Below are 23,350 nucleotides of genomic sequence, written 5' to 3' on the forward strand. Positions count from 1 at the left end.
CGCCCGCATCACCTGGCGGGCGCCATGGCCGGCGTGACCCGAGCGATCACCTCGGCCGTGACCGTCCGGCACAGCTCGGACGCGGCCGGACTGGCCCGATCCTCGTCGCCGACGGCGAGCGCGGCCTGCCAGTGCATCGGGGCACCGGCGGGCAGGTCGCGCACGCACAGGCCCGCGGCCTTGTCCTTCGCCGCGATCGGGCGAGGGACCGACGCGACGCCGAGCCCGTGGTGCACGAGGTCCAGGAGGCTGTGCACGTCGTTGACCTCCAGCCCGACCTCGCGGCTGTGCCCGGTGACGGCGAAGGCGCGGTCGTTGAGCACGCGGATGCTCCAGTCCGGAGGGAAGTCGACGAACGTCGCCCGCGACAGGCTCGCCCAGCTGAGATCCGCCGCGGCAGTGAGCGGGTGGCTCGGATGGCAGAGCAGGACCATCGGCTCGCGGGTGATCGGGAACACCCGGACGCCCTCCGGGACCGGGCCCGTCACGGCGACGAACGCGGCATCGACCGTGCTCGCCGCGACCTGTTCGATGAGCGCGGCCGATCCCTCGTGACGTAGCCGGACCGCGACGCCGGGGTGCGCGGCGCGGAACCCCGCGAGCACAGCCGGGACGTCCACACCGGCGATGCACTGCTCGGCGCCCACCAGGAGCGTGCCCCGCAGCAGGCCTCGGACCGCCGCCGCCGTGTCCCTGGTCGCCGCGGCTCCGGCCAGCGCGCGCCGGGCGTCGGCCAGCACCGCCCGGCCGACCTCCGTGAGCTCGACGTGCCGGGTCGAACGGACGAACAAGGGGGCGCCGAGCTCGCGCTCGAGCGCGCGTATCGAGGCCGAGAGCCCGGACTGCGACACGAGCATCCGGCGTGCGGCCCGGGTGAAGTGCCGCTCCTCGGCCACGGCCACGAAGTACTCGAGCTGACGCAACTCCACGATTGAGAAGCCTACGCGCTCACAGCGTGCGCTTTCATCTGTTGGACACATCGCTCGCGCCACTTGACGATGGGAAGGCAGGCAGTTCTGTCGGGCGACAGGACGATCTCGAACTGACGAGGAGAGACCGTGTCACTCACGACCACACCGCTGGGCACCACCGGGATGGAGCTCACGAGGGCCGGGTTCGGCGCGTGGGCCATCGGCGGCGGCGACTGGTCGTTCGCGTGGGGCCCGCAGGACGACGACGCGTCGGTGGCGGCGATCCACCACGCGGTGGAGCGGGGGGTGAACTGGGTCGACACCGCCGCCGTCTACGGCCTCGGTCATTCCGAGGAGGTGGTGGGCCGGGCACTGCGGGAGCTCCCCGCGGCGGAACGTCCGTACGTGTTCACCAAGTGCGGGTTGGTCTGGGACGCGGCCGACCGGACCGTGCGGCCGCGGCGCGTGATGGCGCCGGCGGGCGTGCGCGAGGAGGTCGAGGGGTCGCTGCGCCGCCTGGGCGTGGATCGCATCGACCTCTACCAGGTGCACTGGCCCGCCGAGGACGGCACGCCGCTCGACGAGTACTGGCAGACCATGGTCGACCTCCGCGCGGAGGGCAAGGTCCGGGCGATCGGGCTGTCCAACCACGATGTCGACCAGTTGACCGCCGCCGAGAAGGTCGGCCACGTCGACTCGCTGCAGCCGCCGTTCTCCGCGATCAACCGCTCGGCCGCCGAGGAGCTGGCCTGGTGCGACGGCAACGGGACCGGGGTGATCGTCTACTCGCCGATGCAGTCCGGGCTGCTCACCGGAGCGTTCTCCGCCGAGCGGGTCGCGGCGCTGCCTTCGGACGACTGGCGCCGGACGGCCCCGGAGTTCACATCGCGGCTCGACCGGAACCTCGCGCTGGCCGCTGCTCTCGCACCGGTCGCGGCGCGGCACGCCATCTCGGTCGCCGCGGTCGCCGTCGCCTGGACGCTCGCCTGGCCCGGCGTCACCGGCGCGATCGTGGGTGCGCGCAGCCCTGAACAGGTCGACGGCTGGGTCGCCGCCGCGGACCTGGTGCTCACGGACGCCGACATGGACGAGATCGCGGCCGCGATCGCCTCCACCGGGGCGGGGCAAGGCCCGGTCCGGCCGGAACGCGGCTGAGCGGGCCTGACCACCACGGCGCGGCGCCGTGGTGGTCAGGGCTAGGGATCCTCCTAGGCCGCGCGCCGGTGCTCGTCGGTCGTGAGCAGGCGCAGCGCGGCATCGGGGTAGGACGCGACCAGTTCCTCGACGAGGTCCTCACGGCCCTCGCCGATGGCGGAGTTCACCGCCTCGATGTACGCGTCCTCCAGCCGCCGCAGATCTGTGCGGGTCTGGTCCAACATCAGGGAGGGTTCCTCTCCATCCGTACCTGGGCACACGGCTGTGGCCGGTGTCCAGTCGTGTAACGCGATCTATGGTGACGGCGTTACCACCGGAGGGCGGGTTCCGCGGCAGGTCACAGGGAACGCAGCTCGTCGAGCCGCACCGGGCGGTGCACGTGCAGCGACCGGGTGGCTGCCTCGGCCACCCAGGCCACCTCGAGCGCCTCGGCGATGGTGCACGGCGAGGGTCGCGTCCCCGCCACCACCTCGGTGAACGCCGCGAGCTCCGCCCGGAAGGCCACCGCGAGCCGGTCCATGAAGGACCGGTGCGGTGGCCCGGCCGGGAAAGCCGCCCCGGGCTCCAGCGAGCGCAGCGGCAGCCCGTCGTCGAGACCTGCGACCACGCTGTCGGCGGAGCCGTGCAGCTCCAGCCGCACGTCGTAGCCGCGCGGGTTGTAGCGGCTGTTCGAGACGAGGGCGACGGTGTCGTCGTCGAGGGTAAGCACGACGGCTGCCGTGGCGAGGTCACCGGCTTCGGCGATGAACGCGTCCCCGCGGGACGACCCGGTGGCGTAGACCTCGACGACCTCGCGGCCGGTCACCCACCTCACGGTGTCGATGTCGTGCACCGTGCAGTCCCGGAAGATCCCTCCGGAGCCGGCGACGTAGGCCGCCGGTGGCGGTGCCGGATCGAGTGTCGTGGACCGCACGGTGTGCAGCCACCCCAGCTCCCCGCTCGCGACCGCCGCGCGGGCGGCGCGGAACACGGGGTCGAAGCGGCGCGGATACCCGATCTGCACCGGCACACCACTGTCCCGCGCGCGCTCGGCCACCGCCACCGCATCGCCGACCGCGCGGGCCACCGGCTTCTCGCAGAACACCGGCAGCCCGGCGTCGACCGCGGCGAGCAGCAGCGCGGGGTGCGCCTTCGTCGCCGCCGCGATCAGCACCCCGTCAACCCCGGCCGCGAGCAGCTCCGCGGATGAGTCGACGGCCTCCGCCCCGACGCGCCCGGCCACCTCCGCGGTCACCGCGGGGAGGGCGTCGGTCACGACGAGGGAGTCGACGGCGGGCAGGTCGGTGAGGGTCCGCGCGTGGAAGGATCCGATCCGCCCGAGCCCGATGAGACCGAGACGCACGGTGCTCCCTTTCCTGAGAACTCAGTCCCGTGACCGCCTGCGCGCTGCCTGCGCCGCGAGCTCCGCCCGGAACGTCGGGTGGTCCCACCCCTCGGCCAGCGCCCGGTGCACGAGGTCGGCCTGGGTGGGCGGGGCGAGCCCGCCGACGGGCGGGTCGCGGTCGAGATCGGTCGGGAACGCGTAGCCGTCGGCCGCGGCGGCCACGGCGGCGCCGACGTCGGCCCCGGCGGCTGCCCTGGCCTGCAGCGCCGGGTACAGCGCAGCGCACATCCGCTCGCGGTCGACGCTCTCCATCGCCCGGCCGAACGCCGACGACACCTGCAAGAGGTTGGCCGTGCGCCGGATGCCCGCCGAGCGGTTGTGCCCGGCGGCGTGGATCACCGCCGGGTTGAAGAACGCGGCGTCACCGGTGCGCAGGGGCAGCTGGACGTGGTTGTTCTCGAAAAACTCCCGGAACTCCGGCCGGCCCGTCGCGAGGTAGCCGGGCAGGTACTTCTGCGAGTGCGGCAGGTACAGCGTCGGGCCGCTCTCCAGAGGCATGTCGCCGTGGGCGACGGCGCCCTGCAGCGTGAGCACGGGGGAGAGCCGGTGCACGTGCGCCGGGTACTGCTCGATGCGGGCGGCCGGCAGGAACCCGAGGTGGTAGTCGCGGTGCCCAACCTGCGCGGCCCCGCCCGGGTTCACCACGTTGACCTGCGAGGTCACCTGGTAGCCCGGGCCGAGCCAGGCGGTCGCGATCAGCGCGAGGACGTCGTTCGCGTAGTAGTCCACGAACACGTCGGGTGCGCGCAGGGCCAGCTTCTCCAGCGCGTTCCACACCCGGTCGTTGGCGCCCGGCGGGGCGAAGTGGTCGCCGACGGCGCCGCCTGCGGCGCGCTGGTCGGCGATCATGTCCTGGAACGCCGCCGTCGCGCGGTCCACGACCGAGAGGTCCGGCCACGCGCCGCGGAACAGCACGATCCCGGGCCCGTCCGCGAGCGCGCCGGCCAGCTCGGCCGCGAGCGCGCGGCGTTCGTGCCCCGTCGTGTCGATCGCGGCCGCCGCCTCGTACACGAGGACGCCGTCCGCCACCGCGTCGGCGTGCGGGTAGTCGGTGACCTCGGTCGGGTCGCCGAGGACGGCGACCAGGTCCTCCAGGCGACAGTCCCGCTCGGTCAGCGGGCGGGCGCCGGTGCCCGCTGCGGGGCGCGCCGCCGTCACCGCGGGCCGCCCAGCAGCGACCGCAGGTGGTCCGCGCCGGCGCGTACGTCCGTCACCGGGCCCGGACCGCGCGGCTCCTCGGTGAGGATCGTGTCCTGCTCCAGGACGTACCAGCCGTCGTACCCGTGCCCGCGCAGGTGGCCCACGATCGACTCGAAGTCGACGTCGCCCGAACCCGGCGGCCGGTACATGCCCGCGCGCACGGCATCGGTGTAGGACCGCATGCCCGACCGCACCTGTGCGGCCAGTCCGGCGTCGACGTCCTTGACGTGGGTGTGCGCGATCCGCTCCGGGACCTGCCGGGTGAGCTCGGCCGGGTCGGTGCCGCCGATGAGGAGGTGGCCGGTGTCGAGGCACAGCGCGATCGACGAGCCGTCCAGCACCCGCTGCACGTCGGGGCCGGTCTCCACCATCGTCCCGACGTGTGGGTGCAGGACGGCGCGCACCCCGCGCTCGGCGGCGAGCAGCATGAGCCGGTCCAGGTTCGCGAGCAGCGTGCGCCAACCCTCCACGTCGAGGTCGGGGCGCTCGTCGTAGCCGTCCATCCCGGTGACCGCCGACAGCACGAGCACGTCCGAGCCTGTCGCGGCGTAGGTCTCCAGCAGCTTCTCGACCTCGGGCACCGGGTCATGGCCGGGCACGTGCAGGAGCAGCGGCGTGAACCCGCCGATAGCCCGCAGGTGGTGGCGCGACAGCACGTCGGCGAGGGCCGCGGGCTCGCCCGGCAGGAACCCGTCGGGACCCAGCTCCGTGGCGGCGAGCCCGACCTCGGCCATCTCGGCGAGCACCCGCGCCGGCGGCAGCTGGTAGCCCCAGCCGGGCACCTCGCAGACTCCCCACGAGATGGGGGCGCCGGCGATCCGGTCGCCGGTCGTGGCGGGTGTCATGCGGGTACCTCCTCGGTCTCGTAGACGACACCCGTCGCGGTGGGGCGCGGGGTCAGCGCGACCGACCGCCCCGTGCGCCACGAGACGTCGGCGGCCATGGCCAGGTCGAACGCGGCGAGCGCGTCGAGGCCGGTGACGCGCGGGGCGGTGCCGTCCAACACGCAGCGGGCGAAGCCCTCCACCTCGGCGGCGTAGGCCTGCGGGTAGCGCTCCTCGAAGTCGCGCGGCAGGTCGTGGCTGGCGAGGCCGGGGGTGCGCCATTCGTAGCCGCGCCGGCGCGGGGCGTCGATCCGCGCGGTGGCCAGGCTCCCCATCACCTCGGTGGAGCACTCGTAGCCGTATCGCGCCGACCGGCTGTTGTCGATCACGCCGAGCGCGCCGCCCGCGAAGCGCAGCACGACGACGGCGGTGTCGATGTCGCCGATCGCCGCGAACGCGGGGTCGGACGCCGCACCGTGGGCGGTCACCTCGACGACCTCGCCGACCATCCAGCGCGCGACGTCCAGGTCGTGCACGGTGACGTCGACGAAGAAGCCGCCGGAGCCGGTCAGGTACGCGGGGTCGGGCGGGTTCATGTCCCGCAGCGAGGTGCGGAAGAACGTGACCTCGCCCAGCTCGCCGGCCTGGATCCGCTCGTTCGCGGCCACCCAGTCGGGGTCGAAGCGCCGGTGGAATCCCACCTGGAACACGATCCCAGCCCGCGCGGCCGCATGCACGGTCGTGAGGGCCGCGGCCCGGTCGAGCGAGATCGGCTTCTCGCAGAACACGTGCCTCCCCGCCTCCGCGGCGGCGACGGCGAGATCGGCGTGCGAACCGGTGCTGGTCGCGACCGCGACGGCGGCGCACGCGTCCAGCAGCCCGTCGTAGGACGCGGTCCACGGGACGTCCAGCCGCTCGGCGACCGCGGCGGCCACCACGGGGTCGGCGTCGAAGACGCAGGCCAGGTGCGCGGACGCGCAGCGCGCCGCGAGGTTCTCGGCGTGGATGCGGCCCATCCGGCCCAGTCCCGCGAGCCCCACCGCCAGCCCGCGCGTCACGAGCGTCCCACCCCGTACTTGGCCACGTACTCCTGCACCTTCTCCCGATTGGCCACCAGCGACTCGCGGGCCCGCTCCTCCCACGCGAACACGCATACCGTGGCGATCCCGTCGAACCCGACGTCGGCGAGCGTGGTGAAGAACAGGTCCCAGTCGACCTCGCCCTGCCCGATGTCGAGGTGTTGGTGGACCCGCGCGGTGGAGCCCGGCGGGTTGACGATGTAGCGCAGGCCCGAGCTTCCGGTGTGGTCGAACGAGTCGGCGATGTGCAGGTGCGTGAGCAGGGGGCCCGCGTAGCGCATCACGTCGGCCAGGTCGCCGCCCTGGTGGAAGGTGTGCGGCGCGCAGTACAGGAAGGTCACCAGGTCGCTGTCGATCCCCTTGATCAGGTCGACCGCGCCGCGCCCGTCCTCCATGAAGTCGTCCGGGTGCGGTTCCAGCACCAGCCGCACGCCCTCGCGTTCGAATACCGGCAGCAGCTCCTCCATCGAGCGCCAGAACTGCGCCTCGCTCGCCTCGGCCCGGTCCGGGCGCCCGTTGAACTCGGAGTTCATCACGTCGCACCCGAGATCGACGGTGACCTGGATGGCCCGGCGCCAGTACCGCACTGCGGCTTTCCGGGCGTCCTCACCGGGCCCGGACCACTTGTAGAGCGGCAGCACCGACGCGATATCCACCCCGGCCCCCGTGAGCTCGCGTCGGAACGCGGCGATCGTCGCCCGGTCCACGCGCGGGTGCACGAAGAACGGCAGGAAGTCCGGCCGGGGGGACAGCTCGATGTGCTGGTACCCCAGCTCCGCGACCAGCGCGGGCAGCTCCAGGAGCGGCACCGAGCGCAGCATGTACGGGTCGACCGCGACCTTCATGGTCATTGCTCCTTGTAGAGGTCGGGCCGCTGACGCAGGACGACGGGCACCCGCTCGCCGGTGCGCAGCGCCTCCAACCCGGTGTCGCAGACGACGGTGGCGGCGTAGCCGTCCCACGCGCTGGGGCCGGTGGTGCCGCCCGCGGCGACCGCGTCGACCCAGGCCTGGAACTCGGTGTCGAACGCCCGGGCGAACCGCTCCTTCCAGGTCGCCGGGACCCGCCCCGACCAGCGCCCCCGCTGCTTGGTCAGCACGCCGGCGCTCTCCGTCAGCTCGACCGTGCCGTCCTCGCCGACGACCTCGCCGCGGATGTCGTAGGCGAATCCGGCGTTGACCGACGCCTCGACGTCGACGAGCACGCCGCTGCCCATCTCCAGCAGAACCAGCAGCGGGTCGTTGAACCCCGGGCGGGCCTTGCTGCTCACCCGCGGCTTCAGCACGCGGACCGCCGCGATCTCCTCGCCCAGCACCCAACGGGCCACGTCGATGTCGTGCACCGTGGAGTCGGTGATGATCATCTCGCTGGTGAAGTGGTCCGGCACGGACGGGTTCCGGTGCGCCGCGTGCATGAGCAGCGGCGCACCGATCTCCCCGCTCGTGACGACCTCCTTCATGGCGCGGTACTGCTCGTCGTAGCGGCGCATGAAGCCGACCATGACAAGCCTGCGCCCGGCCGCGACCTCGGCGTCCACGATCCGTTCGCAGGCCTCCCGGGTGGTCGCGAGCGGCTTCTCACAGAAGACCTGCTTGCCCGCCGCGATCGCGGCGAGGACGTACTGCTCGTGGGTCGGGCCCCATGAGGTCACCACCACGGCGTCGACGCCCGGGTCGGCGATGAGGTCCTGGCCGGTGGGGTGGACGCGCACGTCCGAGAGGCCGTCGGCGACCGTGCGTGCCCGGTCGGTGTCGACGTCCGTCACCGCGGCGACTCGGGCGCCGGATAGCACGTCCGCGAGTCTCCTGATGTGGTCCTGGCCGATCATTCCGGTGCCGATGACGCCGACGTCGAGAGTCACGGATGTCCCTTCCGGGTCGGGTTGCTGCCCCTGGCAGCAGGTGTCATCGCTTGAGCTCGTGCGACAGCTCGGCGAGCTCCTGCCCGCCCGCCATCTCCGTGGTCAGCTCTTCGAGGCTCACCTCTGAGCGCTTCTTGTCCAGCACCCGGCGGCCGAGCTTCAAGATGATGAAGTGGTCGCCGACCATGTAGGCGTGGTGCGGGTTGTGGGTGATGAACACGACGCCGAGACCGGCGTCGCGCGCCGCGGCCGTGTACTTGAGCACCACGCCGGACTGCTTCACCCCGAGCGCGGCCGTCGGCTCGTCGAGGATGAGCACCCGCGCGCCGAAATAGACGGCGCGGGCGATCGCGACACACTGGCGCTGGCCGCCGGACAGTGTCCCGATGGGCTGGTTGATGTCCTTGACCGTGATGCCCATCTTCTTGAGCTCGGTGTCGGCGATCTCCCGCATGCCCTTGATGTCCAGCGGGGCGAGCGGGTACTTGCCGTTCCTGATCTCCGAGCCGAGGAAGAAGTTGCGCCACACCTCCATCAGGCTGACTACTGCGAGGTCCTGGTAGACGGTCGCGATGCCGTGGTCGAGGGACTGGCGGGGCGAGGAGAAGTGCACCTCGGCCCCGTCCACCTTGACGATGCCCTCGGTGTGCGGGTGCAGCCCCGAGATGATCTTTATGAGGGTGGACTTCCCGGCGCCGTTGTCGCCGAGCACACAGGCGACCTCGCCCGCGTTGACCGTCAGGTTGATGCCTTCGAGGGCCCGGATTGCGCCGTAGGCCTTGCCGACGCCCTCCATCTCGATGAGCGGCGTCCCGACCTCCAGGGCTCGGTCAGCGTGCTCAACAATGGTGTCGGTCATGGCCATTACCTCCTACTCAGGGCGTACTTCTTGACGTAGAGGTTGAGCATCACCGCGAGCAGCAGCATCGCGCCGAGGAAGAAGCGGAACCAGCTGGGGTCCCACCCGGCGTAGACGATGCCCTGGGTGGTCATGCCGAATATGAACGCGCCGATCGCGGCGCCGATCGCCGAGCCGTACCCGCCGGTGAGCAGGCAGCCGCCGACGACCGCGGCGATGATGTAGAGGAACTCGTTGCCGACGCCCTGCCCGGACTGCACAGTGTTGAACGCGAACAGCGTGTGCATCCCGTAGAACCAGGCCAGGAACGCCACGCCCATGAACAGCCCGATCTTCACCTTGTTCACGGGCACGCCGACGGCGCGGGCGCTCGCGGCGTTGCCACCGGAGGCGAAGATCCAGTTCCCGATCCGGGTGCGCAGCAGGATCCAGGTGGCCAGCAGCACGAAGAACAGCCACCACAGCACCGTGGCTCGGATGGTCACCCCGCCGAGGCTGAACTCGGAGGCGAAGACCGCTTTCGCGGACTGGAAGCCGTCCATGTCGGAGACGTTCTGCGTGGCCACCGTGCCGGTGACCGCCTTGGTGACGCCGAGGTTGATGCCCTGGAGCATGAAGAACGTGGCCAGGGTGATCAGGAAGCTCGGGATCCCGGTCTTCACGACGAGGTAGCCGTTGAAGAAGCCGATCGCCAGCATGACGACCAGGCTGACGAGCGCCCCGACCCACAGGTTGAGGTTCAGGTTGTAGCTGAGCAAGGACGCGGTGAGGGCGCCGGTGACCACGGAGACGCCCGCTGACAGGTCGAACTCGCCGCCGATCATCAGCAGAGCGACGCCGGTCGCGACGATTCCGATCGAGGAGCTCGCGTACAGCACCGTCGAGAGGGCCGGCAGCGTGCGGAACGGGTCCGCGAGCGCGAAGAAGAACCCGAAGATCACGATGGCCGCAGCGAGCGACCCGACCTCCGGACGTGCGAGCAGGGTGGACAGGAACGGCTTCTTGGGACGCACCGGGGCGTCTGTGGGCGGTGGGGACGGCTGTGTCGCCACAGGAGTGCTCATGGCTGGCTTCTCCAGTGTTGGGATATGGGTCCGGGGCGGGGCGCGTACCTGCGCACGCCTGCCGACTCGCCGGGGTGGAACTAGCGCTTGTTGTTCTGCGCGTACGTCACGATCCGCTGGACGTTGGTCGAGTCGACGAACGACGGGCCGGTGAGGACCGGGCGGCCACCGCCGACGTCGTTGCCGTTCGACAGGTTCAGCCACAGCGAGGCGACGGCCAGGTAGCCCTGGACGTACGGCTGCTGGTCGACGGAGAACATGATCTTGCCCTCCTGGATCGCCTTCGCCGCGTCGACGTTCAGGTCGAACGTCGCGACCTTCGCCGTGCTCCCGGCGTCGGACACGGACTCGAGCGCGGTCAGGGCGAAGGGCGCGCCCAGCGTCACGACGTGCGTGATCGAGGGGTCCTGCTGCAGCTTCGCGCCGATCGTCGAGCGCACCGACGGCAGGTCGGTGCCCTGGACATACAGGTTCTCGGTGGCCGGGAAGGACTGCCGCACGCCGTTGCAGCGCGCCTCCAGCGCGACGTGCCCCTGCTCCTGGACCACGCAGATGGCCTTCTTGCCGCCGTCCTGCGCGATGCGCTGCCCGGCGGCCTGGCCCGCGACCGTCTCGTCCGACCCGAAGTACATCTTGGCGCCGTACTTCTGGAACTGGTCCAGGCCGGAGTTGAAGGCGACGACCGGGATGCCGCGGTCCGCCGCAGCCTTGGCCGCCGGGCCGACCTGGTCGACGTAGGCGAGTGTCACGGCGATGCCGTCCACCTGGCTGTCGATGGCGTTCTGCACCAGCGTGGCCTGCTCGGGCGCCTGGGCGCCGTTCGAGTACTTGAGCTCGACGTTGTGCGCTGCCGCGGCGTCCTCGGCACCTGCGCGGATCCGGTCCCAGAACGTGTCGCCGGGCTGTTCGTGTGTGATCATCGCGATCGTGTAGCGCTGGGTGCTGACGGACCCCCCGGTGCCTCCGCCACCGCCACCCTGCTGCTGCTGCGCGCCGCCGCCGCTGCTGCATGCGGCGAGCACCGCCGCAGCGGCGGCGACCGCCGCGACGCCACGCACCGACTTCCGGATACTCCTCATCGAGTGCTCCTTATCCTGGGCCGCCGAGGATCGGCGGATCCGGGGGTACTTCAGGTTCGGTAGGGCCAGCGCCGCACCGGCCCGAGGCCGCACCCGCGCAGGTAGCCGGCGGTGCGGGCCCCGATGGGGAGCGGGATGTGGGGTTCGACCGGGTAGAGGTCCTGCTCCACCACCGTGAACAGGTCGGTGTCGAGCTCGGCCAGCGCCTCGAGGAGCGGGGGCATGGCGGGCTCGCCGTACGGCGGCTCGACCATCACCCCGAGCGGGACGGCCTCCGCAAGCGACAGCTTCTCGGCGCGGACGCGGTCGCGCACCACGGGATCGACCTGCTTGAGGTGCACGTACCGGATGCGCTCCGGGAACCGCCGGACGATCTCGACGTTGTCGCCGTGGCAGTAGGAGATGTGCCCGGTGTCCAGGCAGAGGTTGACGAAGCGTGGGTCGGTGTCGGCGAGGAACCGCTCGACCCGCTCCTGCGTGTCGACGTGCGTGTCGGCGTGCGGGTGGAAGACGAGGTCGACGCCGAGCCCCTCGAACAGCAGCTTCCCGAGCCGGTCGTAGCCGGTGGTGAGGTTCTTCCACTGCTCGCCGTCGATCACCCCGGTCTGGGTGGCCGCCCCGCTGTGCATGTCGGTGTACTGCTCCGGGAGCAGCACGAGGTGGCGGGCGCCGAGCGCGGTGAGCAGGCGCGCCTCCCGGCTGCAGGCCTCGACCGCGCCGTCGAGCGCGTCGGCGCCGCGGTGCAGCCCGGCGAAGATCGTGCCGCCGCACAGCTGCAGCCCGCGCGCGTCCAGCTCGTCGCGCAGCTGCGCGGGGTCCTGCGGGAGGAAGCCCGAGGGCCCCAGCTCGGTCCAGACGTACCCGGCCTGTGCGATCTCGTCGAGGTACTGCTGCCAGTCGACCTGGCGCGGGTCGGACGGGAACCAGACGCCCCAGGAGTCGGGCGCGGTGCCGAGGGTGAGCCGCTCCAGCGTGACCATGGCGGTCAGGTGGCCGTCGGGAAATGGTAGGAGGCGCCGCTGGCAGCAGTGTCGATGCTCGCTCCGCCTTCGCTCCGCGAGGTGACGTGCGGCCAGCGCGAGGTGACGACCTTGGCCCTCGTGTAGAAGGAGACGCCCTCGGGGCCGTGGATGTGCTTGTCGCCGAAGAGCGAGTCCTTCCAGCCGCCGAAGGAGTAGTAGGCCATCGGCACCGGGATCGGGACGTTGATCCCGATCATCCCGACGTTGACATCGCGCTGGAACCGGCGCGCCGCCTCCCCGGAGGAGGTGAAGATCGCGGTGCCGTTGCCGTACGGGTTGGCGTTGACCAGGGCGATCGCCGCGTCCACCGAGTCGGCGCGCACGACCGAGAGCACCGGACCGAAGATCTCCTCCCGGTAGACGTCCATGTTCGGCCGCACGTCGTCGATGACGGTGGGGCCGACGAAGAATCCGTTCTCGTAGCCGGAGACCGAGAGCCCCCGCCCGTCGACGGCGAGGGTCGCGCCCTGGGCGGCGCCGGAGCCGATGAGCCCGACGATCCGGTCGCGCGCCGCGGCCGTGACGACCGGGCCCATCTCGCTGTCCGAGTCGCGGCCCGGCCCGACCTTGACCGCGCGGGCCTTCTCGCTCACGGCGGCGACCAGCTCGTCGGCGGCGTCGCCGACCGCGACGGCGGCGGAGATCGCCATGCACCGCTCACCCGCGGAGCCGAACGCGGCCGCGACGAGGTGGTCGGAGGCGAAGTCGATCGGGGCGTCGGGGAGCACGACGGCGTGGTTCTTGGCGCCGCCGAGCGCCTGCACACGTTTGCCGTTCGCCGTGCCGCGCTCGTGGATGTAGCGCGCGATCGGGGTGGAGCCCACGAACGAGACCGCGGCGACTCCCGCGTCGTCGAGCAGCGCGTCGACGGCCTCCTTGTCGCCGTGCACCACGTTGAAGACGCCGTCGGGCAGCCCCGCCGCTGCCCACAGCTCCGCCACCAGCATCGACGCGCTCGGGTCGCGTTCGCTGGGCTTGAGCACGAAGGTGTTCCCGCACGCGATCGCCACCGGGTGCATCCACATCGGCACCATGGCGGGGAAGTTGAAGGGGGTGATCCCGGCGCAGACGCCGAGCGGCTGGCGGAAGGAGAAGACGTCGACGCCGGTGGAGACCTGGTCGGAGTAGTCGCCCTTGAGCAGTGTGGGGATGCCGCAGGCGAACTCGATCACCTCGAGGCCCCGCTGCACCTCCCCGCGGGCGTCCGAGATGACCTTCCCGTGCTCGTCGGAGACGAGCTCGGCGAGGTCCTGGGTGCGGGCGTTGACCAGCTCGCGGAACGCGAAGAGCACCTTCGTGCGCTGCGAGAGCGAGGACTGCGACCACGTCTCGAACGCCGAGGCCGCCGCGTGGACGGCCGCGCGGACGTCCTCGGCGCCGCCGAGCACCACCTCGGCCTGCTGCTCGCCCGTGGCCGGGTTCCAGACCTGCCCAATGCGGGTGGACGTGCCGGGCGTGGGCTTGCCACCGATCCAGTGCGTGATGGTCCTCAACCTGCTGTCTCCTCCGGTGCTTGGCTACGTGGGCGGCGGCGCGACGAGTGGCCGCTGCTGGGCCTTCTGCGCCTCGTAGGTCTTGCGGGCCTGCTCTGTGCTGTCGAGGCGGGCGACCTCCGAGACCGGCACGTCCCACCAGCTCTCCGAGGACGGCACGGGCGCGAGCGGGTCGGTCTCGATGTGGATCGCGGTGGTGCGGTCGGCGGCGCGGGCGCGATGGATCGCCTCGCGGAACTCCTCGATGGTCCGCACCCGGATCACGTCCGCGCCGAGGCTCTCGGCGTTGGCGGCGAGGTCGACGGGCAGCTTCGCTCCGTCGAGCTGCCCGGTCTCCGGGTTGCGATAGCGGTAGCTCGTGCCGAAGCGCTGTGAGCCGAGCGACTCCGACAGCGCGCCGATCGAGGCGAACCCGTGGTTCTGCACGATGACGAGGTTCAGCTTGATCCCCTCGGACACCGCCGTGACGATCTCGCTCGCCATCATCAGGTACGAGCCGTCGCCGACGAGGACGAAGACCTCGCGATCGGGGGCGGCCATCTTGACGCCGAGCCCGCCGGCGATCTCGTAGCCCATGCACGAGTACGCGTACTCCACGTGGTACTGCTTCGGGTCGCGGGCCCGCCAGAGCATCTGCAGGTCACCGGGCATCGAACCGGCCGCCTGCACCACGACGTCCCGGGGTGCCATCTCCTCGTTGAGGGCGCCGAGCACCTCCGTCTGCGCGGGGAGGGGCTGGTGCCCGCGGTTGAACGCCTCGTCGACGACGCGGTTCCACTCCTGGACGCGCTCGCTCCAGGTGTTCTCCACGCGGAACCCGGTGAGCGCCTCGGTGAGGGCGTCGAGGCCCTCCCGCGCGTCGGCCACGAGCATCTCGCCTGCGTGCTTGGCCGCGTCGAAGGCCGCGACGTTGAGGTTGACGAACCGCACGTCCGGGTTCTGGAACGCGGTGCGCGAGGCGGTGGTGAAGTCGCTGTAGCGGGTACCGACCCCGATCACGACGCCGGCCTCGCGGGCGAGCGCGTTCGCGACGGGGGAGCCCGTGGACCCCACCCCGCCGACGGCCTGCGGGTGGTCCCACAGCAACGCGCCCTTGCCGGCCTGCGTGTCGGCGACGGGGATCCCGGTGGCCTCGGCGAACCGGCGCAGCGCCTCGGTGGCCTCGCTGTAGTGCACGCCGCCGCCCGCGACGACCAGTGGCCGCCGGGCCGACCGGATCAGCGCGGCCGCGCGGGCGAGCGCCGCGGGCTCGGGCACGGGGCGCGCGATATGCCACACGCGCCGGGCGAACAGCTCGTCGGGCCAGTCGTGCGCCTCGGCCTGCACGTCCTGCGGCAGCGCGATCGTCACAGCGCCCGTGTCGGCCGGGTCGGTGAGCACCCGCATCGCGCCGAGCAGCGCCGACGGGAGCTGCTCGGGCCGCCACACCCGGTCGAAGAAGCGGGATACCGGGCGGAACGCGTCGTTGACGGAGACGTCGTAGGTGCGCGGGTCCTCCAGCTCCTGCAGCACCGGGCTCGCGACGCGCGTCGCGAACACGTCCGAGGGCAGGAGGAGGACCGGGATGCGGTTGGTCGTCGCGAGCGCTGCGCCGGTGAGCATGTTGGTGGAGCCGGGCCCTATCGACGCGGTCGCGGCCATCGCCTGCAGTCGGTTGCGCATCCGCGCGAAGCCCACGGCCGCGTGCACCATGCCCTGCTCGTTGCGGGCGAGGTGGTAGGGCAGCACACCCGGCTCTGGCGTCGAGTTGTGGGCAACCTCGAGCAGCGCCTGCCCCATACCCGCGACGTTGCCGTGGCCGAAGATGCCGAAGCAGCCGGGGACGAGACGCTGCTCCACGCCGTCGCGCTCGCTGTACTGGTTCGCCAGGAACCGCACGACGGCCTGGGCGACGGTCAGCCGGGTCGTCACGGCTCCTCCTCCTGCATCTGCTCCTGAGTCGTGGTCAGGGGGAGCCGCGGGTCGACCTCCTGGTCGTCCCACGTGCCGCGCACCCAGGCGTGGTCGGGGTGGTCGCAGATGAGCCACGCGCGCTCCGGGCTCGGCCCGGCCATGACGTTGAGGTAGTAGAGGTCGTAGCCGGGCGCCGCCATCGACGGGCCGTGCCAGCCATAAGGGATGAGGACGGTGTCGCCGCTGCGCACCTCCGCGCAGACGTCGATCTCCCGTCCGGGCCCGGACGTCGAGACACGCTGGTACCCGACACCCGGACCCGGCCGAGGCCCTCCTGAAATCTCGAAGTAGTAGATCTCCTCGAGGCAGGCCTCTCCCTCGCGCTCCTCGTCGTGCTTGTGCGGCGGGTAGGACGACCAGTTGGCGCCCGGGGTGAGCACCTCCACCGCGATCAGCTTGTCGGCGTCGAACGCCTCCGGCGTGCAGAAGTTGTTGACCTGGCGGCTCGCCTGCCCCGCGCCACGCATCTCGACCTGGACGCCCTCGGCCGGGCCGTACCGCGCCGGGAGCCTGCGGGTGGCGCGGGCGCCGGGCAGCGCGAACCGGCCGCCGGCGGCCGAGGACACGGTCACCTCCCCGTCGCGCGGGACGTAGGCGAAGTCGGTGACGCGGGAGAAGACGCTGCCGCGCCCGGCCAGGGCGAAACGCTCCCCGTCGCACTCGACGGTGCAGCCGCCCGACAGCGGCAGCACGACCATCTCGTCCTCACCTGTCGGGAACGTGACGCTCCCACCGGCCGGCAGCTCCAGCACCCGCAGGCTGCTGTAGCCCCAACCGGCAGCCGCGGGCGTGATGACCAGGGAGAAGGCCCCATCGGCCGTCTCGCCGTCCCGCACGACCGATCCCAGCTTCGTGGGCGCCGCGTTCACAGCAGCCCCACCGCCGCGTCGACCGCGCCGGCGACGTCGTCGCCTGGTGGGTACAACAGGGAGCGCCCGATCACCAGGCCCTGCACGGTCGGCAGGGCGAGCGCCTTGCGCCAGCTCGCGAACGCGGCGCCCTGGTCGTCGGTGACCTCGCCGCCCAGGATGAGCGCCGGCAGGGTCGTGGCCTCCAGGGCGCGTTCCATGTCCTCGACGACCGGGACCTTCAGCCACGTGTACGCCGACGTCGTGCCGAGGCCCGCGGCCACGCTCATCGCGCGGATCATGGCCTCGGCCGTGAGCTCGTTGCGGACCCGCCCGTCGACCCGGTGGGAGATGAACGGCTCTACCATCGCCATCAGCCGGTGCCCGGCGAGATCCGTGATCGCGTGCGCGCAGGACGCGAGCGTTCTGACGGTCCCGTGGTCCTCCGGGTCGATGCGGACCAGCATCTTCCCGCCCTCGAACCCGGAGGCGGCGATCCGGCTCGCGTCGTAGGAGGTGAACCGGTCGTCGATCTCGAACGCGGTGCCGGCGAGCCCGCCGCGGTTCATCGACCCGACGACGACCTTGCCCTCCAGCGCGCCGAGCAGCAGCAGGTCCTCGAGGACGTCTGGGGTGCCGAGCACCCCGTTGACGCCGGGGCGGGACAGCGCGAGGCACAGGCGGTCGAGCAGGTCGGCGCGGTTGGCCATCGCCAGCGGGCGGTCGCCGGCGCGCAGGGCACCGCGAGCCGGGTGGTCGGCGGCGATCATCATCAGCTTGCCGTGCCCGCCGATCACGGTATTCGGCCGCTGCCGGGCGGCAGCGGCCTGCGCCACCGCTTCCGGACGGTGCACCCGGGTGGCGATCAGCTCACGCAGCCGGCCCTCATGCACGGACGGCCTCCTCGAGCACGGCCTCGACCTCGCCGCTGGTCGGCATGGCGTCCGCGCAGGCCAGCCGGCCCGCCACGATGGATCCCGCCGCGTTGGCGAAGCGCATGACACGTTCGAGTTCCCAGCCCGCGAGCAGGCCGTGGCACAGCGCGCCGCCGAAGGCGTCACCCGCGCCGAGCCCGTTGACCACCTCGACCGGCACCGGCGGCACCTCCACCGTGGCCCCGCCCTTCGCGGAGGCGAGCACACCGCCCGGGCCCTGCTTGACGACTGCCAGCTCGACGCCGAGGGCGTGCAGGGCCCGCGCCGCCGCGTACGGCTCGCGCTCGCCGACCGCCGTGTAGCACTCGTCGAGGTTGCCGACGGCCACTGTGGCGTGCGGCAGGGCCTGCTGCACCCAGTGCCGCGCCTCCTCGCGGGAGGACCAGAACATCGGGCGGTAGTCCAGGTCGAGCACGGTGCTGTGCTTACCCACCCCGCCGGCTCCGCCAGCTCCGCCGGCTGCCATCCCCCGGTGCTTACCCACCCCGCCGGCTCCGCCAGCTCCGCCGGCTGCCGTCCCCCGGTGGCCGCGCGCGTCGAGGGCGGCGAACGTCGCCTCCCGGCTCGGCTCCTGCGACAGCCCGGTGCCGGTGACCCAGAAGATGTCCGCGCCGCGGACGGCGTCGAGGTCGAGCTCGTCGGCCCGGATCTGCAGGTCGGGGGCGGTGGGGAAGCGGTAGAAGTAGAGCGGGAAGTCGTCGGGCGGGAAGATCTCGCAGAACGTCACCGGGGTGGGCAGGCCGGGCACCGGGGTGACGAACCGGTCGTCGACGCCGAAGGCGCGCAGCGCGTCGTGCAGGAACTCGCCGAACGGGTCCTCGCCGGTGCGGGAGATGACCGCGCTGCGCCGACCATGGCGGGCGGCGGCCACTGCCACGTTGGTCGCGCTGCCGCCGAGGTACTTGCCGAACGTCTCGACCTCGCGCAACGACACCCCGACCTGCAGGGGGTAGACGTCCACGCCGATCCGGCCCATCGTGAGCACCTCGGGTGCGGCACCTGGTGCGCCGGCGGCACTGCCCAGCCCCATCGCTGTCCTCTCGGTCGCGATCGCTGCGTAGTTGCGGTCGGGAAGTGACGCCGACCACCCGGACAGGTGTACTCTCGTGCTATGTACACGTCAACACTTTGTCCTGACAAAGTGTGCGCGAGGCCGAGGAGCACGTGGTGATCGAACGGACGGCCGACGGACTCGTGCCCGAGGTCGCACTGGACCGCACCAGCCCGGTCCCGCTGTACTTCCAGGTCGCCACCCGCCTGCAGCAGCTCATCGAGGACGGTGTGATGCCTGTCGGCGGCCGTTTGGAGAACGAGGTGGAGCTCGCCGACCGGCTCGGCGTCTCTCGCCCGACCATGCGGCGGGCGATCCAGTACCTCGTGGAGCGCGGGATGCTCGTGCGCAAGCGCGGGGTCGGCACGCAGATCGTGCACCCCAAGGTGCGCAGGCCCGTCGAGCTGTCGAGCCTCTACGACGACCTCGCCAAGAGCGGCCAGGAACCGCGAACGGAGATCCGCGCGTTCGAGGTGCGGCGCGCACCCGACCATGTCGCCGAGGCGCTCGGCATACCGGAGGGCCTGGAGGTCACCTGGTTCGAGCGCCTGCGGCACGCGAGGGGCGAGCCCCTGGCGATCATGCACAACGCCGTCCCCGTCGACGTGCTGTCGATCAACCAGAAGGACCTCGAGCGCAGAGGGCTCTACGAACTGTTGCGCGCCGCCGGGCGGGTGCCGCGGATGGCCAATCAGGTGGTCGGGGCCCGCGCCGCCACGAGCGCCGAGGCCCGCGTGCTCGGCGAGTCCCGCGGCGCCCCACTGCTCACGATGACCCGCACTGCCTGGGACGAGAGCGGGCGCGCCGTCGAGTACGGCTCGCACATCTACCGGGCCAGCCGCTACTCGTTCGAGCTGACGCTCACGAGCTGACCGGTTCCCGCCCCCCGACCCGCGCCGCGGGCGTTGCCGGTCGGGCTCACCCGGCGCTTCCTCGCCGAGCCGGCCCGCCACCTGCGCCACCTGACGGCGGAGGAGGCGTGGCCGGGCGCCGGGAGCGCCGCGCGCGGAGCGCCTCGACGGCGAGCGGGAGGAGCGACAGGACGACGATCACGGCGATGACGGGCAGCAGGTAGCGGTCGACACCTGGAACCGTGCTGCCCAGCGTGTATCCGGCGAGCACGACCCCGACCGTCCACACGAGCCCCCCGACGACCTGCCAGAGCGTGAAGACGCGCACCGGCGTCCCCAGCGCACCGGCGACCGGGTTGAGCACGGTCCGGACCACCGGCACGAACCGGGCGAGCACGATCGCGCGGCCGTACCCGTACCGCTCGAACAGCATCTGCGAGCGCTCCATCGCCGCCAGCACGCGGGGACGGGTCGAGCGGCTGCGCAGAGCGGCACCGGCGCTGCGCCCGATGAGGTACCCCACCTGCGCGCCGACGAGCGCGCCCGTCGCCGCGGCCACCAGCACCCAGGGGAGCGACAGCGCTCCCCTTCCGGCGCTGGAGGCGAGCAGTCCCGCGGTGAAGAGCAGCGAGTCCCCGGGCAGGAAGAAACCGATGAGCAGACCGGTCTCGGCGAACAGGATGACGAGGACTCCGATGGCGCCGAAGGCCGCCAGCAGTGACGTCGGGTCGAGCAGTGCGAGCACGCACGTTCCTTTCAGGAGACGGGGAGGTCAGCGCAACGTCACGGCGACGAAGTCGCGCTGGTCGGCCACCAGGTAGCGGTTGTTCGGGCCGGGCATGTCCGGCAGCAGACTCTGCGGGGTCGGGGCGGCCGTCCCGGCGTGCTGGTAGGTGAAGGCGTCGACCATTTTGTCGTGGATGTCGAGCTGCATCCCCCGGACGGCTCCGGCCTTCGTCAGCGCGTCGGCGAGGGCGGCGAGGTTCATGTTCGCGCCCCCGACATAGACGATGCCGCCGGTCGCGGTGACGCCGACGCCGGAGCGCCACGTGTACTGGAGCTGGTTCTTCGCGCTGCCCCACGCGCCACCGGCGTTGACCGTGAGCCCCGGGACGGCCCGGGCGCCGTCGACGATCAGCTGCAGGTTCTGCCGGACGGCGACCACATCGGGTCCGGCCTTGGCGTCCCGCCCCCACTGGGCGACCGTCGCGCTCCCGTCGCGGTGGATCACGAGGGAAGCGGCGCCGTTCTGCAGGGGGAAGACCGTCTGGCCGTTGCCGAACCAGCCGCCGTTCGCGTCCTTCATCTTGAAGCCCGAGTTGAACGTCGCCACCAGGGCCTGCAGCTCCGACGGCGGGACCCTGGCGCCTTCGGGCGCGCTCGCGCCGGGCGGCTCGGCAGTTCCGGCGATGAGCTGGAACCGGGCGACCCGCTTGTCGAAGTAGGCGACACCGGCGACGACGCCGGGGTGGGCGGGGTCAGGCCGCTCGAATGTGGTGTACACGGCCGGGGCGCCGTTCGGCGCGGGCGTGCCGGCAACCCATACGCCCTCACCCGGGAGCGGCGGGGCGCCGGCGAGGTCGGCGAGTGCGGGGGGTGCTGCCGGCGCGGTCGCCGCAGCGCCGGCCGACGGCAGCGACGACGGGTCCGGCGGGGCGGCCGACGGTGCGCGGGAGTACCACAGGTTCTCGATGTAGTTGACGATCGGAGCGCCGCCGTTGTCACGGATCCACTCGACCGTGCGCGTCGTGAAGTCCGCTGCACCCGGGTAGGTCAGGGCCTGCGCGTAGGAGATCGAGGGCCAGATCAACAGTGCGATACAGATCGCCACGATCCACCGGCCGCGCTTGCGGCGGGGCGCCCGGTGCCGCGGCGATGGTTGCGGCGCCTCGGGCGGCCCGATCTGCAGCGTCGTGGTCATGTCAACAACGCTATGGATCTTCCGGTGCGCACGGGCCCAGCTACAGGTAAGGGCTCGGGAAAACACCGTGGAAGGGGTCCCGGGAGCAGGGCGCTCCCAGGCAGGGGTTACCGACTGGTCCATGCCCGGCAAGGCGAGGGCAAAAACGGCCGCAGGCGGCGTCCTGCGCCGTGTGCTCTCATGCATGCTGGCCTCGGACCCCACGTGGGGCAGGACGACCTGACGACGGGACGGAGGCGGAGTGCGCAGGCGGATCGTGGGGCTGACGGTGGCGGCCGCCGTCCTCGCCATCGCGCTGTTCGGGGTACCACTGGCTGCGCTCGTGGTCCGGTACCTCGTCAACGACGAGCAGGCAGAACTCCAGCGCGTCGCGGACGTCGCGGCGCTCACCCTCTCCGCAGACCTCGCGCACGGCCGGGAGCCCGGACCGCTGCCCGCCGTCGATACCGCCGTCACGCTCACCCTCTACAACGCGAGCGGCCAGCGCTGGATCGGCAACGGGCCGGCTGGGCTCGACGAACCGATACGCGAGGCGCTCGAGGGGGAGATCGCGTCCGGAACCGTCGGCGGCGACCTGGTCGTCGCCGTGCCGGTCGTGGACAACCAGGTGGTCGGCGTCGTGCGCGCCGCGACCCCCGTTGCCGAAGCCTGGGTGCGCATCCTCGGGGCGTGGATGCTGATGGCCGCGCTCGCGGCCGTGGCCCTCGGAGCGGTGTGGCTGGTCGCGCGGCGGCAGGGCGCGCGGCTGGCGAGACCGCTAGAACAGCTGGCGAAGAACGCGCAGCGCCTCGGCGACGGCGACTTCAGCGTGCGCGGCCGGCCCGCCGCGATCCCGGAGATCGACGCCGTCGGCACGGCGATGGACACCACGGCCGAGCGCCTGGGGGACGTCGTCGCCCGGGAGCGGGCCTTCACGGCGGACGCGTCCCATCAGTTGCGCACTCCGCTCACCGGGCTCCGGTTCGGCTTGGAGGCCGCCCTCGACGTCCCTGGTCAGGATCTCGCAGCTGCCATCAGGGTGGCCATCGGCTCCACCGACGACCTGATGCGCACGATCGACGACCTCCTCGAGCTGGCGAGGGACACCAACAGGGGCACCGAGCCGCTGGACCTCGCGCCGGTGCTCACGGAGCTGGGCGACCAGTGGCGCGTCATGCTCGCCGCGTCGAGCCGCGCGATCGTGGTCAGGGTGCCCACGGGCGTCCCGGCCGCCGCCGCGTCCGGGGCCGCGGTCCGCCAGGTTCTCGCCGTGCTGGTGGACAACGCCGTACGGCACGGCGCGGGCACCGTGACCGTCGCCGTCCGGGAGGCTGGTGACGCGCTCGCCGTCGACGTGTCGGACGAGGGGCCGGGGCCGGGAGACACCGACGCCCTCTTCGTGCGCCGCTCACCGAAGGCCGGCGGGCTCGGGATCGGCCTCGCCCTCGCGCGCAGCCTCGCCGAGGCCGAGGGCGGCCGGCTCGTGCTCGCCCGGGCCAAGCCGCCGACGTTCATGCTGCTGCTGCCCGCGTTCCGTGACCCGCCCGAGGGGGGCGAGTCGCCGGAGACCCTCGGGGGACCCGGACCGCGGCCGGCAGCTGACCGACCGGGCCGGTAACGCAGGGGACCTGCTCAGTCCCGGGGCACGACCCGCGCGTCCGGACCCGGGAAGCAGACCGACTCGTGGCCGTCCTGCCATCTCACGCGGTAGTGCTCGCGCTCGCCCGTGCCGATGACCTCGACGACCTCGCCACGGCGGCGGGGTGTGTCGAGTGTGGTGGTCTCGATGACGATGTGGTCGCCGATGGTGGCTTGCACCGCGTACCTCCTCGACTGGTGCGTCGAGTCTGCGACGCCTCCGCGCCGACGACAACGCCCGAT

The 23,350-nt window shown here is 72.2% G+C and carries 23 protein-coding genes; 3 read left to right on the forward strand and 20 right to left on the reverse strand.

Annotation, left to right across the window (positions count from 1 at the left end):
* Nucleotides 1-8 precede the first annotated feature (8 nt).
* Nucleotides 9-929, reverse strand: coding sequence for a LysR family transcriptional regulator (locus ABD143_RS10025; RefSeq protein WP_343974715.1), 921 nt, complete (start codon nt 927-929; stop codon nt 9-11).
* A 129-nt stretch (nt 930-1,058) separates the two neighbouring features.
* On the opposite strand from ABD143_RS10025, the gene ABD143_RS10030 reads away from it, so the two are divergent.
* A complete protein-coding gene (locus ABD143_RS10030; protein ID WP_343974718.1) occupies nt 1,059-2,066 on the forward strand; it encodes an aldo/keto reductase in 1,008 nt (335 codons plus the stop codon).
* A gap of 53 nt (nt 2,067-2,119) precedes the next feature.
* Here ABD143_RS10030 and ABD143_RS10035 read toward each other — a convergent pair whose 3' ends face one another.
* The 16 genes from ABD143_RS10035 to ABD143_RS10110 all read right to left on the reverse strand — a co-directional run bounded on the left by ABD143_RS10035 (nt 2,120) and on the right by ABD143_RS10110 (nt 18,697).
* Nucleotides 2,120-2,290: a hypothetical protein gene (locus ABD143_RS10035; protein ID WP_343974721.1), complete on the reverse strand. Its 171-nt coding sequence runs from the start codon at nt 2,288-2,290 to the stop codon at nt 2,120-2,122.
* A gap of 113 nt (nt 2,291-2,403) precedes the next feature.
* The gene (locus ABD143_RS10040) at nt 2,404-3,408 is read right to left on the reverse strand and encodes a Gfo/Idh/MocA family protein (RefSeq protein WP_343974724.1); all 1,005 of its coding nucleotides are present in this window, start codon (nt 3,406-3,408) and stop codon (nt 2,404-2,406) included.
* Between the two features lie 21 nt (nt 3,409-3,429).
* On the reverse strand, nt 3,430-4,608 hold the full coding sequence (locus ABD143_RS10045) for a phytanoyl-CoA dioxygenase family protein (RefSeq protein WP_343974727.1): 1,179 nt from the start codon (nt 4,606-4,608) through the stop codon (nt 3,430-3,432).
* Nucleotides 4,605-5,495, reverse strand: a complete 891-nt coding sequence (locus tag ABD143_RS10050) for a sugar phosphate isomerase/epimerase family protein (RefSeq protein ID WP_343974730.1) — start codon at nt 5,493-5,495, stop codon at nt 4,605-4,607. The genes ABD143_RS10045 and ABD143_RS10050 overlap by 4 nt, the downstream gene beginning before the upstream one ends.
* Nucleotides 5,492-6,532, reverse strand: coding sequence for a Gfo/Idh/MocA family protein (locus tag ABD143_RS10055; protein WP_343974733.1), 1,041 nt, complete (start codon nt 6,530-6,532; stop codon nt 5,492-5,494). Before ABD143_RS10055 ends, ABD143_RS10050 begins: the two co-directional genes overlap by 4 nt.
* Complete coding sequence (locus ABD143_RS10060; protein WP_343974736.1) at nt 6,529-7,398, reverse strand: sugar phosphate isomerase/epimerase family protein; 870 nt, start codon at nt 7,396-7,398, stop codon at nt 6,529-6,531. Before ABD143_RS10060 ends, ABD143_RS10055 begins: the two co-directional genes overlap by 4 nt.
* Nucleotides 7,399-7,400: 2 nt before the next feature.
* On the reverse strand, nt 7,401-8,414 hold the full coding sequence (locus tag ABD143_RS10065) for a Gfo/Idh/MocA family oxidoreductase (protein ID WP_343974739.1): 1,014 nt from the start codon (nt 8,412-8,414) through the stop codon (nt 7,401-7,403).
* Nucleotides 8,415-8,457: 43 nt separating this feature from the next.
* A complete protein-coding gene (locus ABD143_RS10070) occupies nt 8,458-9,273 on the reverse strand; it encodes an ATP-binding cassette domain-containing protein (protein WP_343974742.1) in 816 nt (271 codons plus the stop codon).
* A gap of 5 nt (nt 9,274-9,278) precedes the next feature.
* Nucleotides 9,279-10,337, reverse strand: a complete 1,059-nt coding sequence (locus ABD143_RS10075; RefSeq protein WP_343974745.1) for an ABC transporter permease — start codon at nt 10,335-10,337, stop codon at nt 9,279-9,281.
* A gap of 80 nt (nt 10,338-10,417) precedes the next feature.
* Nucleotides 10,418-11,416, reverse strand: a complete 999-nt coding sequence (locus ABD143_RS10080) for a substrate-binding domain-containing protein (RefSeq protein ID WP_343974747.1) — start codon at nt 11,414-11,416, stop codon at nt 10,418-10,420.
* Nucleotides 11,417-11,466: 50 nt separating this feature from the next.
* Nucleotides 11,467-12,396, reverse strand: a complete 930-nt coding sequence (locus ABD143_RS10085; RefSeq protein WP_343974750.1) for a TIM barrel protein — start codon at nt 12,394-12,396, stop codon at nt 11,467-11,469.
* A 5-nt stretch (nt 12,397-12,401) separates the two neighbouring features.
* Nucleotides 12,402-13,931 (reverse strand): CoA-acylating methylmalonate-semialdehyde dehydrogenase, encoded by a 1,530-nt coding sequence (locus ABD143_RS10090; RefSeq protein ID WP_343974753.1) that lies wholly within the window; start codon nt 13,929-13,931, stop codon nt 12,402-12,404.
* A 24-nt stretch (nt 13,932-13,955) separates the two neighbouring features.
* Entirely contained in the window at nt 13,956-15,842 is a 1,887-nt protein-coding gene (gene iolD / locus ABD143_RS10095; protein WP_343974756.1) for a 3D-(3,5/4)-trihydroxycyclohexane-1,2-dione acylhydrolase (decyclizing), read from the reverse strand.
* Complete coding sequence (iolB, locus tag ABD143_RS10100; protein ID WP_379659658.1) at nt 15,839-16,753, reverse strand: 5-deoxy-glucuronate isomerase; 915 nt, start codon at nt 16,751-16,753, stop codon at nt 15,839-15,841. The genes iolD and iolB overlap by 4 nt, the downstream gene beginning before the upstream one ends.
* On the reverse strand, nt 16,750-17,625 hold the full coding sequence (locus ABD143_RS10105; protein ID WP_343974759.1) for a Cgl0159 family (beta/alpha)8-fold protein: 876 nt from the start codon (nt 17,623-17,625) through the stop codon (nt 16,750-16,752). The genes iolB and ABD143_RS10105 overlap by 4 nt, the downstream gene beginning before the upstream one ends.
* A complete protein-coding gene (locus ABD143_RS10110) occupies nt 17,618-18,697 on the reverse strand; it encodes a 5-dehydro-2-deoxygluconokinase (protein WP_343974762.1) in 1,080 nt (359 codons plus the stop codon). The genes ABD143_RS10105 and ABD143_RS10110 overlap by 8 nt, the downstream gene beginning before the upstream one ends.
* Before the next feature lie 137 nt (nt 18,698-18,834).
* Here ABD143_RS10110 and ABD143_RS10115 point away from each other — a divergent pair, with 137 nt between their 5' ends.
* Complete coding sequence (locus tag ABD143_RS10115; protein WP_343974765.1) at nt 18,835-19,590, forward strand: GntR family transcriptional regulator; 756 nt, start codon at nt 18,835-18,837, stop codon at nt 19,588-19,590.
* Nucleotides 19,591-19,636: 46 nt separating this feature from the next.
* On the opposite strand, the gene ABD143_RS10120 is transcribed toward ABD143_RS10115, so the two are convergent.
* Complete coding sequence (locus ABD143_RS10120) at nt 19,637-20,314, reverse strand: DedA family protein (RefSeq protein ID WP_343974768.1); 678 nt, start codon at nt 20,312-20,314, stop codon at nt 19,637-19,639.
* Nucleotides 20,315-20,341: 27 nt separating this feature from the next.
* A complete protein-coding gene (locus ABD143_RS10125; RefSeq protein WP_343974771.1) occupies nt 20,342-21,490 on the reverse strand; it encodes a hypothetical protein in 1,149 nt (382 codons plus the stop codon).
* Between the two features lie 241 nt (nt 21,491-21,731).
* Between ABD143_RS10125 and ABD143_RS10130 the strand changes: the two genes are divergently transcribed.
* On the forward strand, nt 21,732-23,087 hold the full coding sequence (locus ABD143_RS10130) for a sensor histidine kinase (RefSeq protein WP_343974774.1): 1,356 nt from the start codon (nt 21,732-21,734) through the stop codon (nt 23,085-23,087).
* Nucleotides 23,088-23,101: 14 nt separating this feature from the next.
* Here the strand turns inward: ABD143_RS10130 and ABD143_RS10135 are convergent, their stop codons facing one another.
* Entirely contained in the window at nt 23,102-23,287 is a 186-nt protein-coding gene (locus ABD143_RS10135; protein WP_343974777.1) for a DUF1918 domain-containing protein, read from the reverse strand.
* Between the last annotated feature and the right edge of the window lie 63 nt (nt 23,288-23,350).

It is taken from the genome of Pseudonocardia aurantiaca (genome assembly GCF_039526725.1).
GTDB lineage: Bacteria > Actinomycetota > Actinomycetes > Mycobacteriales > Pseudonocardiaceae > Pseudonocardia > Pseudonocardia aurantiaca.

What these genes read in the sequence shown, in the direction of transcription:
- ABD143_RS10035 (WP_343974721.1), bottom strand. Translation starts at nt 2,290, where the DNA reads ATGTTGGACCAGACCCGCACAGATCTGCGGCGGCTGGAGGACGCGTAC.
- ABD143_RS10050 (WP_343974730.1), bottom strand. Translation starts at nt 5,495, where the DNA reads ATGACACCCGCCACGACCGGCGACCGGATCGCCGGCGCCCCCATCTCG.
- ABD143_RS10060 (WP_343974736.1), bottom strand. Translation starts at nt 7,398, where the DNA reads ATGAAGGTCGCGGTCGACCCGTACATGCTGCGCTCGGTGCCGCTCCTG.
- ABD143_RS10070 (WP_343974742.1), bottom strand. Translation starts at nt 9,273, where the DNA reads ATGACCGACACCATTGTTGAGCACGCTGACCGAGCCCTGGAGGTCGGG.
- ABD143_RS10075 (WP_343974745.1), bottom strand. Translation starts at nt 10,337, where the DNA reads ATGAGCACTCCTGTGGCGACACAGCCGTCCCCACCGCCCACAGACGCC.
- ABD143_RS10080 (WP_343974747.1), bottom strand. Translation starts at nt 11,416, where the DNA reads ATGAGGAGTATCCGGAAGTCGGTGCGTGGCGTCGCGGCGGTCGCCGCC.
- ABD143_RS10085 (WP_343974750.1), bottom strand. Translation starts at nt 12,396, where the DNA reads ATGGTCACGCTGGAGCGGCTCACCCTCGGCACCGCGCCCGACTCCTGG.
- ABD143_RS10110 (WP_343974762.1), bottom strand. Translation starts at nt 18,697, where the DNA reads ATGGGGCTGGGCAGTGCCGCCGGCGCACCAGGTGCCGCACCCGAGGTG.
- ABD143_RS10125 (WP_343974771.1), bottom strand. Translation starts at nt 21,490, where the DNA reads ATGACCACGACGCTGCAGATCGGGCCGCCCGAGGCGCCGCAACCATCG.